At 32.4% G+C, this 13,860-nt stretch carries 11 protein-coding genes and 2 rRNA genes; 7 read left to right on the forward strand and 6 right to left on the reverse strand.

Going from position 1 to position 13,860, the window contains the following annotated elements; genetic code table 11:
• The first annotated feature begins 246 nt into the window (after window positions 1–246).
• The 3 genes from D3Z07_RS10240 (at window position 247) to D3Z07_RS10250 (ending at window position 4,482) form a co-directional block, all read left to right on the forward strand.
• Window positions 247–3,162, forward strand: a 23S ribosomal RNA gene (locus D3Z07_RS10240).
• A 158-nt stretch (window positions 3,163–3,320) separates the two neighbouring features.
• Window positions 3,321–3,436 (forward strand): 5S ribosomal RNA (gene rrf, locus D3Z07_RS10245).
• Window positions 3,437–3,702: 266 nt separating this feature from the next.
• Window positions 3,703–4,482 carry an enoyl-CoA hydratase-related protein gene (locus tag D3Z07_RS10250; protein WP_122893808.1) on the forward strand — a complete coding sequence of 260 codons (780 nt, stop codon included), beginning with the start codon at window positions 3,703–3,705 and terminating at the stop codon, window positions 4,480–4,482.
• 56 nt (window positions 4,483–4,538) lie between these two features.
• Here D3Z07_RS10250 and rpsU read toward each other — a convergent pair whose 3' ends face one another.
• Window positions 4,539–4,751 (reverse strand): 30S ribosomal protein S21, encoded by a 213-nt coding sequence (rpsU, locus tag D3Z07_RS14390; protein WP_071628030.1) that lies wholly within the window; start codon window positions 4,749–4,751, stop codon window positions 4,539–4,541.
• A gap of 114 nt (window positions 4,752–4,865) precedes the next feature.
• Between rpsU and moaC the strand changes: the two genes are divergently transcribed.
• Genes moaC through D3Z07_RS10275 form a run of 4 tightly spaced genes read left to right on the forward strand, consistent with a single transcriptional unit; the run spans window position 4,866 to window position 7,666 of the window.
• Window positions 4,866–5,339, forward strand: coding sequence for a cyclic pyranopterin monophosphate synthase MoaC (gene moaC / locus D3Z07_RS10260; protein ID WP_122893809.1), 474 nt, complete (start codon window positions 4,866–4,868; stop codon window positions 5,337–5,339).
• A gap of 2 nt (window positions 5,340–5,341) precedes the next feature.
• A complete protein-coding gene (locus D3Z07_RS10265) occupies window positions 5,342–5,605 on the forward strand; it encodes an HP0495 family protein (protein WP_076089012.1) in 264 nt (87 codons plus the stop codon).
• Window positions 5,606–5,610: 5 nt separating this feature from the next.
• Window positions 5,611–6,381 carry a D-alanyl-D-alanine carboxypeptidase family protein gene (locus D3Z07_RS10270; RefSeq protein WP_122893810.1) on the forward strand — a complete coding sequence of 257 codons (771 nt, stop codon included), beginning with the start codon at window positions 5,611–5,613 and terminating at the stop codon, window positions 6,379–6,381.
• Entirely contained in the window at window positions 6,353–7,666 is a 1,314-nt protein-coding gene (locus D3Z07_RS10275) for a M99 family carboxypeptidase catalytic domain-containing protein (protein WP_122893811.1), read from the forward strand. Before D3Z07_RS10270 ends, D3Z07_RS10275 begins: the two co-directional genes overlap by 29 nt.
• Before the next feature lie 14 nt (window positions 7,667–7,680).
• On the opposite strand, the gene D3Z07_RS10280 is transcribed toward D3Z07_RS10275, so the two are convergent.
• Genes D3Z07_RS10280 through D3Z07_RS10300 form a run of 5 tightly spaced genes read right to left on the reverse strand, consistent with a single transcriptional unit; the run spans window position 7,681 to window position 13,810 of the window.
• Window positions 7,681–7,944 (reverse strand): hypothetical protein, encoded by a 264-nt coding sequence (locus tag D3Z07_RS10280; protein ID WP_076089007.1) that lies wholly within the window; start codon window positions 7,942–7,944, stop codon window positions 7,681–7,683.
• 11 nt (window positions 7,945–7,955) lie between these two features.
• The gene (gene surE, locus D3Z07_RS10285) at window positions 7,956–8,744 is read right to left on the reverse strand and encodes a 5'/3'-nucleotidase SurE (RefSeq protein WP_122894219.1); all 789 of its coding nucleotides are present in this window, start codon (window positions 8,742–8,744) and stop codon (window positions 7,956–7,958) included.
• A complete protein-coding gene (gene dnaE / locus D3Z07_RS10290) occupies window positions 8,744–12,289 on the reverse strand; it encodes a DNA polymerase III subunit alpha (RefSeq protein WP_076089005.1) in 3,546 nt (1,181 codons plus the stop codon). Before dnaE ends, surE begins: the two co-directional genes overlap by 1 nt.
• A gap of 31 nt (window positions 12,290–12,320) precedes the next feature.
• The gene (locus tag D3Z07_RS10295; RefSeq protein WP_122893812.1) at window positions 12,321–13,076 is read right to left on the reverse strand and encodes a patatin-like phospholipase family protein; all 756 of its coding nucleotides are present in this window, start codon (window positions 13,074–13,076) and stop codon (window positions 12,321–12,323) included.
• Window positions 13,073–13,810, reverse strand: coding sequence for a UDP-2,3-diacylglucosamine diphosphatase (locus D3Z07_RS10300; RefSeq protein ID WP_076089001.1), 738 nt, complete (start codon window positions 13,808–13,810; stop codon window positions 13,073–13,075). The genes D3Z07_RS10295 and D3Z07_RS10300 overlap by 4 nt, the downstream gene beginning before the upstream one ends.
• Between the last annotated feature and the right edge of the window lie 50 nt (window positions 13,811–13,860).

Below are 13,860 nucleotides of genomic sequence, written 5' to 3' on the forward strand. Positions count from 1 at the left end.
TTAATATAAAGTATTTATATTTGGTTTAATTACCAAAATGATATTTAAAAATATAATGTTAAAGTCTTTTAATTTTTTCATTAATTAATACTAATTTATTAGTAAAGATTAATAAACAATTTTAAAAACTATCTAAGAGATTAGATAGAACACAATTTATTATTTTATAAAATATGCATTAAAGTATGTTTAATAAGATAGTAGCCAAAGAATAATTATCAAATGCGACAGATTAAATTCTGTTTATTATAAGCTATTAAGGGCTAATGGTGGATGCCTAGACTGTAAGAGGCGATGAAGGACGTACTAGACTGCGAAAAGCTACGGGGAACTGTCAAGAAGTTTTGATCCGTAGATATCCGAATGGGACAACCCAGCTAATAGAGATATTAGTTACACGAAAGTGGGCAAACCTGGTGAAGTGAAACATCTCAGTAACCAGAGGAAGAGAAATCAAAAGAGATTCCCAAAGTAGCGGCGAGCGAAATGGGATTAGGACAAACCCTATGCTTGCATAGGGGGTTGTAGGACCAAGATGTGAGACTAGAGAATATAGATGAATAACCTGGAAAGGTTAAGCGTAGAAGGTGATACTCCTGTAATCGAAATGTTCAATAGCTCTATTGGTATCCTGAGTAGGACGGAACACGTGATATTTTGTCTGAATCTAGGGGGACCACCCTCTAATCCTAAATACTACTTACAGATCGATAGTGAACAAGTACCGTGAGGGAAAGGTGAAAAGTACTCCAGCGAGGAGAGTGAAATAGAACCTGAAACCATTAGCTTACAATCATTCGGAGCCCTATGATTTATCAGGGTGACGGACTGCCTTTTGCATAATGAGCCTGCGAGTTGTGGTGTCTGGCAAGGTTAAGCCAAGTGCGAAGCCGTAGCGAAAGCGAGTCTTAATAGGGCGACTTAGTCAGATGCTGCAGACCCGAAACGAAGTGATCTATCCATGAGCAGGTTGAAGCTGGTGTAAGAGCCAGTGGAGGACCGAACCGGTGTGCGTTGAAAAGTGCTCGGATGACTTGTGGATAGGGGTGAAAGGCCAATCAAACTTCGTGATAGCTGGTTCTCTCCGAAATATATTTAGGTATAGCCTTGCGTAGTAGCATATAGGGGTAGAGCACTGAATGGGCTAGGGCTGCTTACCGCGGTACCAAACCCTATCAAACTATGAATACTATATGTGTAATCGCAGGAGTCAGGCGTAGGGTGATAAAATCCTATGTCGAGAGGGGAACAACCCAGACTAACAGCTAAGGTCCCAAAGTCATATCTAAGTGGAAAACGATGTGGAGTTACTGTGACAACCAGGAGGTTGGCTTAGAAGCAGCCATCCTTTAAAGAAAGCGTAACAGCTCACTGGTCTAGTGATTCTGCGCGGAAAATATAACGGGGCTAAGATATGCACCGAAGCTTTAGATTCAATATTTTATATTGAGTGGTAGGAGAGCGTTCTATTCAGCGTTGAAGATGTACCGGTAAGGAGCGTTGGAGCGGATAGAAGTGAGCATGCAGGCATGAGTAGCGATAATTGAGGTGAGAATCCTCAACGCCGAAAACCCAAGGTTTCCTACGCGATGCTCGTCATCGTAGGGTTAGTCGGGTCCTAAGTCGAGTCCGAAAGGGGTAGACGATGGCAAATTGATTAATATTTCAATACCAACAAACAAGCGTGATGTGGGGACGCATAGAGTTAATCGAGCTCACTGATGGAATAGTGGGTCGAAGGACGTAGGTCGTAATTTAGGCAAATCCGGATTACATGAGACCGAGATCTTACAGGCTCCTGACACTCTTCGGAGGAGATGGAGAATCGATGATACTGTCGTGCCAAGAAAAGCCACTAAGCATATTGTTTGTTGCCCGTACCGTAAACCGACACAGGTGGGTGGGATGAGTATTCTAAGGCGCGTGGAAGAACCCTGGTTAAGGAACTCTGCAAACTAGCACCGTATCTTCGGTATAAGGTGTGCCTACTTTGGTATAGGAATTTACTTCCGAAAGCTAGAGAGGTTGCAACAAAGAGTCCCTCCCGACTGTTTACCAAAAACACAGCACTTTGCTAACTCGTAAGAGGATGTATAAGGTGTGACGCCTGCCCGGTGCTCGAAGGTTAACTGATGATGTTAGATTTATCGAAGCATTTGATTGAAGCCCGAGTAAACGGCGGCCGTAACTATAACGGTCCTAAGGTAGCGAAATTCCTTGTCGGTTAAATACCGACCTGCATGAATGGCGTAACGAGATGGGAGCTGTCTCAACCAGGGATCCAGTGAAATTGTAGTGGAGGTGAAAATTCCTCCTACCCGCGGAAAGACGGAAAGACCCCGTGCACCTTTACTACAGCTTGACACTGTAGCTTGGATATTCATGTGCAGGATAGGTGGGAGGCTATGAAACTAGGATGCCAATTCTAGTGGAGCCATCCTTGAGATACCACCCTTGAATATTTGAGTTACTAACTGGGAAGAGTTATCCTCTTTCAGGACAATGTCTGGTGGGTAGTTTGACTGGGGCGGTCGCCTCCTAAAAAGTAACGGAGGCTTACAAAGGTTAGTTCATGGCGGATGGAAATCGCCAGTTGAGTATAATGGCATAAACTAGCTTGACTGTGAGACATACAAGTCGAACAGAGACGAAAGTCGGTCATAGTGATCCGGTGGTTCTGTGTGGAAGGGCCATCGCTCAAAGGATAAAAGGTACGCCGGGGATAACAGGCTGATCTCCCCCAAGAGCTCACATCGACGGGGAGGTTTGGCACCTCGATGTCGGCTCATCGCATCCTGGGGCTGAAGCAGGTCCCAAGGGTATGGCTGTTCGCCATTTAAAGCGGTACGCGAGCTGGGTTCAGAACGTCGTGAGACAGTTCGGTCCCTATCTTCCGTGGGCGTAGGAAAGTTGAGGAGATTTGTCCCTAGTACGAGAGGACCGGGATGAACGTACCACTAGTGTACCAATTGTTCTGCCAAGAGCATCGTTGGGTAGCTACGTACGGATGAGATAAGCGCTGAAAGCATCTAAGCACGAAGCCAACTCCAAGATTAACTTTCCCTGAAGATCCCAGCAAGACTAGCTGGTTGATAGGCTAGATGTGTAAGCGTTGTAAGACGTTTAGCTGACTAGTACTAATAGATCGTTTGGCTTATTTATAATTCAAATTTAGTATTCTTTGGTTTACTATCTTATTAAGTGTACGCAATGTATGAATAAAAAATAAAATGTGTTGACTTTAACATTATTAATATCTTTACTCACAGATTAAGTTGAGTAATGAGTATACTTCTATAGTATATTGATTACTCAGTTTTGCTGGTGGTTATAGAGAAGAGGAAATACCCAGCTCCATTTCGAACCTGGAAGTCAAGCTCTTCATCGCTGATAATACTGCAGGGTCCCCTTGTGGAAACGTAGGCCGCTGCCAGCTCTTGAGTATTTATTCAATTAGCTTATCAACTAACAATCTTTATTGTTATTTGGTAAGCTTTTTTTTTGGCCTCTTTTTTGGGTTTTTGCTTTTTTCTTTTATACTTTTATTTAAATCTTCTTTCTTATCTTTTTCTTTTTCTTAATTTTTATTCTTTTAAATTAATCAATAGTATCTATTCTATTAGTATATATATTTATAGTAAGCTCTTGTCTTTGAAATAAGGATAAGGTAAACTTCTTTATTAATAGTTAAAAGGTAATAAAATGTCATATAAATATATATTAGTTGAAGTAAGAAATAATTGTGTTGGATTGATTACATTAAATAGGCCAAACTCTTATAATGCTTTATCCTCAGAATTGATTAGTGAAGTATCTAATGCTGTTAAGAGTTTTGATGAAGACAAAAATATTGGAGCAGTTATTATAACTGGAGGTAGTAAAGTCTTCGCAGCAGGTGCAGACATAAAAGAATTATCTCAATTAGATTTTGCAAGTGCTTATAATAGCGAGTTTATAACAAAGCAATGGAATGGTTTAGAAAATCATAAGAAGCCAATAATTGCAGCAGTATCTGGAGTTGCACTTGGTGGAGGATGCGAGTTAAGCTTGTTGTGTGATATAACTGTTTGTGATGAAACTGCAAAATTTGGTCAACCTGAGGTTAAATTGGGAACAATGCCTGGAATTGGAGGTACTCAAAGATTAATTAGAAGTGTTGGAAAATCAAAAGCAATGCAGATGTGTCTAACAGGAGATATGATATCAGCATTTGAAGCTAAAGACTTTGGTTTAGTTTCAGAAGTATTTAAAGAAGGTACTGTAATTGATGAAGCTGTAAATATAGCTACTAAAATAGCTTCTATGTCTCAACCAGTTGTAAAGCTTATAAAAGAATCAATTGATAATGCTTATGAAATGTCACTTAGTTCAGGTTTACAAAATGAAAGAAAATATTTTTATGCTACATTTAATTTGGAAGATAAAGATGAAGGTATGTCAGCTTTTATTGAAAAAAGAAAAGCAAATTTCAAAAATAAATAGACATAAAAAAAGGCCAATCTTTCGATTGACCTTTTTTATTGGAAGAAAAGTAAAATCTACAGTCTAGACTCGTATCGTCTAAGCATGTATAATCTCTTAAGCATTTTCTTTCTAGCGTTAATTTTTTGTTTTTTTCTGATCTCTGTCATTGGTTCAAAAAATCTTCTAGCTCTTGTTTCAGTTACAATAAGATTTCTATCACATTGCTTCTTAAACCTTCTGTATGCTTCGTCAAATGATTCACTATCTTTAACTTTAATGCCTGGCACTAAAATCACCCACTTTCTTTTTAAATTTTAGGGTTGCATTATATTTAAACTTTACTTAATTCTTATTTAACTAAATTTAGAATATAATAAATATAACAAAATAAAGGAAATATCATGACTTTAACGCATTTAGATGATAATAATAGACCAAAAATGGTGGATGTATCAAATAAAAATGAAACACATAGAATAGCAGTTTCTACTGGACAAATAAGCATGTCTATTGATGCATACAATGCTATTGTAGATAATACTTCTAAAAAAGGTCCTGTGATTCAAACAGCAGTAATTGCAGCTATTATGGGTGTTAAAAAAACAAGTGAATTAATACCTATGTGCCATCCTTTGTTATTAAGTGGAATTAATTGTGATGTTGAAGAATTACCTGAGCTTCCAGGATTTAAACTGAAAGTAACAGCAAAGTTAAATGGACAAACTGGTGTTGAAATGGAAGCTTTAACAGGTGTATCTGTTGGTTTATTAACTATATATGATATGGTAAAAGCAATTGACAAGTCTATGGTGATATCAAATGTACAACTAGAAACTAAATCTGGTGGTAAAAGTGGTGATTTTAAAAGGAATTAAATATGATTGATTTAAGTAAAGAGAAATTAGAATTAGATTATCCATGTAATTGGAGTTACAAACTAGTCGTATTACAAACTACTTGTGTTCATACTACGGTTAAAGAAATAGTTCAAAAAAGAGAACATAAAATTGTCAAATCTAAATCTAGCAAAAAAGGTAAATTTGAGAGTTATAATTTAGAATTACTAGTTCATAATGAAGATGATAGAAAATTACTTTTTGAAATTTTAGGTAAACATGATGATATTAAGATGGTTATTTAGTATTAATGATAAATATTAGAAGAGATTTTATTAAAAAAAGTACTATATTTACTCTTGTTTCTATATCTAGTATGGACTTATTTGCTAGTAGTCGTGAAATAAAAAGAAATGATTTATTTATTGAAAAAAAAGACTACAAAACTTTTCAATCAATTAGAAAAAAATTAAAACTTGTTCAAAGTTATGTTGGATATGGAAATTTTAATATTATTAGTTTTGATTCAATGCTAAGTATTGCAAGAAGAGCTCCAAATATTGAAGCTTTTACAAAAGAAGAATTAGATTTTTTAGAATTTATTTTTTATTATAATCCTAGTTCCCATGGTTTTTTTGGAGATAGAATCAGTAGTAATATAAGTGATGTAATTGATAAAAAACAAGTAAAAAAGATTCCTTATACTGGACATTATTTATTTAAAGGTAAAGCAGATAATACATACAATGAAATGAAAAAGGATGTAGGAAGTTCTCTTACATTAACTTCAGGAATTCGAAGTATTGTAAAACAAACAAAACTTTTTCTAGATAAAATACATAGAGTTGATGGAAATATCTCAGTTGCTGCAAAATCTATTGCACCTCCAGCTTTTACATATCATTTAGTAGGTGATTTTGATGTTGGTAAAAAAGGTTTTGGATATGCAAATTTTACTTCAAAGTTTGCAAATACTCATGAATTTCAAGTAATACAAAAATTAAAGTATGTTGATGTTCGGTATACAATAAATAATAAGGACGGTGTAAGGTATGAACCTTGGCATATTACGACTATTTAAAATCTCATTAATATTTTTATGTTTGCAATATTTAAATGCAGATGTAAAAAGTTTCGATTTTGATTTTATAAAAAAAGGTCAACAAGACGATAATACATTGTTAATAATTGGTGGGATTCAAGGTGATGAACCAGGTGCTTTTATGGCAGCTTCTTTAATTGCAACGCATTATGATATTAAAAAAGGTTCTGTTTGGGTAATTCCTAATTTAAACTTTTATTCAATTATTAAAAGATCACGTGGCCCTTATGGTGACATGAATAGAAAATTTGCAGCCTTATCAAAAGATGATCCTGATTATAATACTGTTGAGAGAATTAAAAAGTATATAAAATCAGATGAAATAAAATTAATTTTGAATTTACATGATGGAAGTGGTTTTTATAGAAAAAAGTATATAAATAGTAAAATGTCTCCTCGAAGATGGGGAAACTGTGCTATTGTTGATCAATCTAATTTAGATATTCCTAAATATGGAAATCTTGAAGAAATCTCAACACAAGTAGTGAAATCAATTAATACTAAACTTATTAGAGATAGAGATAAGTACCATGTTAAAAATACTAAAACTAGACTTGGTGATAAAGAGATGGAAAAAACTCTTACATATTTTGCTATTAATAATGGTAAAGCAGCTTTTGCAAATGAAGCTAGTAAAGAGTTAAACTTACAAGAAAGAGTTTACTATCATTTATTAGCTATTGAAGAGTATATGAATATTATGGGTATTGAATTTGAAAGAAAATTTGATATTTCAACTGTTGATATCAAAAAAGTAATTGACCATGATATTTTTATATCTTTTTATGATGAGAAAATTAAGCTACCACTTTCTAAGGTTCGAAAACTTTTAAAATATTTCCCTATTAATAAAGATGGAACATTAGACTTTACTCCGTCAAATCCTCTTATGACAATTGTTAAAAAAGGAAAAGAGTATATTATTCATTATGGAAATAGAAAACTTGCTAAGCTTCATCCTGATTATATAAAATTTATTGAGGATGAAAGAGATATTAATATAACTATTGATGGAGTTTCACAGAATATAAAATTTGGTGATATTATTTATGCAAAAAATAGTTTTAATATCAAGCCAATTGCTGATTTAAGAGTAAATGTTATTGGATATGTAAATAAGAGTAAAAAAGAAGTTGGTATTAATATAAAAAGAAAAGAGCTTGCAAAAAGATTTTCAATTGATCAAGATGGTAATCTTTTTAGAATTGAGTTTTACCAAGGTAATAACTTTGCAGGTATGATTCTTCTAGGATTTGAGAAATAGAGTATTTTTATACTCTATTTAAAAAACACTAACTCTTTTTTGATTTTTTCTTGATTTAATTTTTTACAAGCTGTTTTGTATATTTCATTAATTCTTTCATCATCATCGTTAATTATTGTTTTTACTTCATCTATAGATTTACCTTCACTAAATGCTACAAATACTTTAAATTCTTTTTTTGTGAATTTTTTCTTTAAAACTTCTTCTAGTTCTTCTTCATGTTTTAATGTACCAACTAGTTTGTCTATATTTAGCTCAATTGCTTCTGTAAAATTCATTTATTTCCTTTTTAATTGTTTAACCAATTTTGTGTTTTTTCAATATCATTATATGATGTTAAATCTAGCATAATAGGTGTTATTGATACGTAATTTGCTTTTATAGCTTCAAAATCACAATTTTTATCTTTGGATTCTTTCCAAATTAATGGATGTAGACCAATCCAATAAAACTCTTCACCTCTTGGATTATGATGCCTATGAGTATCATTCCCATACTCTCTATATCCAGCTTTTGTGATTTTAATTCCATTACACTGTTCTGGTTTTATTGCTGGGATATTAACATTTAAAAACTTTCTTTCCTCTAATGGAAAGCTTTCATCAAGTATTTTCTTTGCTAAAGTAGCAATTGTTTGCTTTGCTAGTGCAAAATCCCATCCATTTTTTATATCATTACACTTATCTTTGCAAACTTGTGAAATTGCTATTGCTGGTACTCCTTGAAGCACTGCTTCCATAGCTGCTGCTGCTGTTCCACTATAAGTTATATCTTCACCCATATTTGCACCAATATTAATACCGCTTATTACTAAATCGGGTTTATAACCATCTTTAAATAAATTGTTTAATGAAATAAAAATACAATCTGTAGGACTTCCATCATCAACTTTATAAAAATCATCATCAACTCTATCAAGTCTTAATGGTCTATCAAGTGTTAAAGAGTGTCCACAAGCTGATTTGTTTTTTGCAGGTGCTACTACTGTTATTTTAGCAATTGGTTTAAGTGCTTCAATTAATGCTTCTAAACCAATTGCATCAAAACCATCGTCATTTGATAATAAAATATGTTTAATCATGAAACTACAAAAGCTCCTTCTATATTATGAATTAATTTTTCTAAATTAGTATTTATCTTAAAACCACTTTCAAGTTCAATATCTGCAAGTTTTGATTTTACTAATATTTTTAGGTCTCTTTTCCCTTGATTATTTGCCACTAAATCAAAGAGTTGGTAGATACTATTTTCATTGTTTGTAAATGGAATAGCAATTGTTAAAGGTGGCTCTTCTTCTACTTTTTGTTTTGTTTTAATTTTCTCTTTTTTTGCATCTTTTAAACTTTCAATTTTCATGATGTTCATTCTTGTGAAGTTTTCATCTTTTGAGATTTTTACTTTAAATGCAATTGGTTTTTCTAAATCAAAATCATCTTCAAGCTCTTTAATTCTATCTTCAAATAATAAAAGCTCAATACTTCCGTGTAAATCTATAATAGAAGCAATTCCAAATTTATTACCTTTTTTTGATATTTTTGTAACTATATTTTCAATCTTCCCTACAAACAAAGCTTGTGAACCATCTGCTAAATCTTCAATTTGAGAAGAAAGGGTATATTTAATTTGATCTAATTGTTCTCTATATTCATCAAGTGGATGCCCTGATACATAAAATCCTAATGAAGCTTTTTCAAACTCTAGTATCTCTTTTGCTTCAAACTCTTCAAGTTCATCTAAAACAATATCAATTTTTGTAAGCTCTTGTGAATCTCCAAAGAGTGAACCTGTCGCCATTTTCTTGGCTTTCATAGAGTTTGCAACACACTCAGAAATCTTCTCAATTTGCTCAAGCATGGCTCTTCTTGAATAACCAAAGCTATCAAAAGCTCCTGTTTTTGTTAAAGATTCTATTACTCTTTTATTTACTTTACTTCCGTCAATTCTTGAAATAAAATCAGCTAAATCTGTAAAATCTCCACCTTCATCACGTGCAGCAATAATAGACTTAATAGCAACATCTCCAGCACCTTTTACAGCACCCATTCCAAACATTACAACTTCATTCCCCTCAAGTTTAGTTGCAGAAAATACTAAATCTGATTTATTAATATCAGGTGGGAAAAGTTCTAAGTCTAATCTTTTTACTTCATCAACATATTTTACAACTTTGTCTGTGTTATCTTTTTCTAATGTTAGAAGTGCTGCCATAAATTCTGATGGATAATAGTTTTTTAAATAAGAAGTATAAAATGTTACAAGGGCATACGCTGCTGAGTGAGATTTATTAAATCCATATCCAGCAAACTTTACAATAAGGTCGAATAACTCTTCACAGTGACTTCTTACATAACCTTTTTTAACTCCACCATCTGCAAACTCACCTTTTAATCTGTCCATTTCTTCAACAATCTTTTTACCCATGGCTCGTCTTACAAGGTCTGCACCACCAAGACTGAATCCACCAATAGTTTGTACAATTTGCATAACTTGCTCTTGATATACAATAACTCCATAAGTTGGCTCTAGAATTGGTCTTAAAGGTGCATCAAACTCATCATAGAAATAGTCAATTTTAGCACGACCATGTTTTCTATCAATAAAGTCATCAAGCATTCCTGACTCCATTGGACCTGGACGATAAAGTGCTAGAACGGCAATAATATCTTCAAAATTATCAGGTTTTAATCTTTTACATAAATCTTGCATACCATCTGATTCTATTTGAAATAGCCCAATTGTATTTCCTGTTTGAATAAGGTCATAAACACCTTTATCATTTACATCTGCTGTTAAGAAGTCAATTCTTTTTCCGTGTCTTTTTTCAATAAGTTGTAAAGCTTCTTCAATTACTGTTAAAGTTTTTAATCCAAGGAAATCGAATTTAATTAAATCAACATCTTCAACATATTTACCATTATATTGAGTTGCTAGTGTATCAAGTCCTGAGGGTTTAAATAAGGGAGTTTTATTCCATAAAGGTTCATTTGAAATAACAACACCAGCTGCGTGTGTTCCTGCATTTCTATTAAGACCTTCTAAGGCTAGTGCATATTCCCAAACTCTTCCTGCTTGTGGATCAGCATCACATAGTTCTTTTATTTTTGGTTCTTTTTCCCATGAATTTGTAAGGTCAATTCCTAATTCATCAGGAATTAGTTTTGCCATTGCATCTGCTTTTGAATATGGCATGTCTAAAACACGAGCGACATCTCTAATTACACCTTTTGCAAGAAGTTTACCAAAGGTAATAATTTGAGCAACGTTTGCTCGTCCATATTGTTCAACTACATAATCAATAATTTCACCACGTCTTGCTTGACAAAAATCCATATCAATATCTGGCATAGATATTCTTTCAGGATTTAAGAATCTCTCAAAAAGTAAGCCATAAGGCATTGGGTCAATATCGGTAATCTCTAGTGAAAAAGCCACTAAGCTTCCTGCTGCTGAACCCCTTCCTGGACCTACTGGAATTTTCATTTGTTTTGCAACGATTACGAAATCCCAAACAATAAGCATATACCCTGGGAATTTCATTCCATTGATAATGTCAATTTCTACTTGTAGTCTGTCTTTGTATTCTTGATGTTTTGAAGGATCTACAATTTGAAGTCTTTTATCAAGTCCTCTCCAGCACTCATCAATAAATAAAATTTTATCATTTTCAAGAGAATATTCAAGCTCTGGTTCGGGTAGAGTTAAATTATTTACTTCCGCTTTTTGTCTTGTAAACTTGAAGTTTGGAGGAGTTGGATCTCCTAGTTTTATTTCTAAATTACATTTATCAGCAATTTCTTGCGTTGCTGTTATTGCTTCAGGAATATCAGCATATAGTTTTGCAATTTGTTCTGGTGTTTTCAAATAAAATTCGTGTACAGAATGTCTTAATCTATTTGGATCATCATAAAGTTTATTCATAGCAATACACATAAACGCTTCATGTGCATCTGCATCTTTTTGGTTTAAATAATGTGTATCATTAGTTGCAACTACTTTAATATCAAGTTCTCGCCCAAGTTTTAAAATCTGGTCATCAACAAAATGTTGGTCACCAATTCCATGACGCATGATTTCTAAATAAAAGTCATCTCCAAAAATTTCTTTATATTCTAGTGCAGCTTTTCTAGCACCTTCATATCCTTTTGCACCGTTTTTTACATTTCTTTCATTTTGAGTATTTAAATTCCAGTTGATTTCACCTTGTAAACAAGCAGCAGAACATACAAGTCCGCCTGAGTTTTCTGCTAAAAGTTTTTTATTAATTCTTGGATAGTAATAAAACCCATGCATATAAGCTTGTGAGCTTAAAAACATTAAGTTTTTATAACCTTCTTGGTTTTTTGCATATAGACATAAGTGAAATCTTTGTCTGGTTGTTTTATCGCCTAATTCTTCATTATTATGAATATATGCTTCCATTCCAATAATAGGTTTAATACCTTCTTTTTTCATGGCATTATAAAAATCAATTGCTCCAAAAAGATTTCCATGATCTGTCATTGCAACAGAAGTCATTCCCATCTCTTTTACTTTTTTTGCAAGTGGTTTTATTTTGTTTGCCCCATCAAGTAGTGAGTATTCTGTATGTAAATGTAAATGTGTAAATTGTGGTGTTGTTGACATAATATAATCTTTAATATTTATTTGTATTTTATTAAGAGAGTATATCTAAAAAATGTTTTTTAGCTTCTTTAACTCCAAGATTAAAACAATCTTCAATTTCTTTAAAACTATATAAGGCAAAATCTCTTATATGACTGCTTCCAAGGTAGTAGTCGGTGTTTTCAAGAGAGTATTTATAGTTTGTATAAAGTTGTGTAAAAAGTTTTCTTTTTATAATTTTTACTGGATTTAATCTAAGTAATGGATTTGCATATTTTTTTGGAAATAAATCAATTGCAAAGATGTCATAGTTTTTGTTTTCAAGTGGTTTTATAGGAATATTATCAAATAATCCACCATCAATTAAGTACATATCTTTGTATTTAACTGGTTTAAATAATGGAACAATTGCACTTGAAGCCATACATAAAGTAATAGTATCTCCACTATTAAAATAGTGTAATTCTCTTTTTTTTAAATCATAAGCATTTACAAAAACTGGTTTTGGAATATCTTCAATTTTAGAAATAGGTAAAAGCTCTTTAATGATTTTATTTGAATTATCAATTTTTAAAAGACCATTTTTAAAATAGTTAAATTTTAAAACTTGTCTTATATCTTTTGAAGAAAATATTTTTAATTGTTCTTTAGCACTTACTCCACTTGCATGTGAACATGAAATAATACTTCCAATAGAGGAGCCACTATATGCATGAATTTCAATATTATTTTGCTCGCAATAATGTAAAAATCCTAAGTGAAAAGCTCCACGTGCAGCTCCTCCACCTAATGCTAGTGCTAAATTCATTTATCTAACCAATTTATAATTTTAAATTCTCCATCATATGTTTCTACTACTGCTGTACAAGATTCAACCCAATCACCACAATTTAGATATTGTATTGAATCAATATCTCTAATCTCTGCTTTGTGAATATGTCCACAAATAATACCATCATATCCTTTATTTTTTGCGTGATTTGAAAGTACAGTTTCAAAATCATTAATAAAAGAGACAGAAGATTTAACACTATCTTTTACGTATTTTGATAGTGACCAATATTTTTGAATGCCTATTTTTCTTCTTAAAAAATTTAAGAGTGAATTTAAATGAAGTAGTAAATCATATCCATAATCACCAAGTATTGCTAACCATTTTTTAGTCATGGTAATTGAATCAAAAAAATCACCATGAGTTACATAATATTTTTTTCCATTAATTCCAAAATAATCAAGTTCGTTTGTTATTTCTAAAGAATCGCCAAGAATTAAAGGAACAAAAGGTCTTATAAACTCATCATGATTACCCGTTATAAAGGTTACTTTTGTTCCTTTTCTAGCTTTCTTCAATATTTTTTGGATTACATCTGAGTGTGTTTGAGGCCATATAAATTTTCTTTTAATTGCCCATCCATCAATAATATCTCCTACTAAGATTAAGTTTTCACTTTCATTATGTTTTAAAAAGTTTAATAGCTGTTTTGCTTTTGAGAATTTTGTCCCAAGATGTATATCTGATATAAATATGCTTTTGTATTTCATACAAAAAGCATATTAAGTTATGATTACATTTGAATGACATAGAAATAATC

It is taken from the genome of Arcobacter peruensis, from assembly GCF_003711085.1.
Classification (GTDB): domain Bacteria; phylum Campylobacterota; class Campylobacteria; order Campylobacterales; family Arcobacteraceae; genus Poseidonibacter; species Poseidonibacter parvus.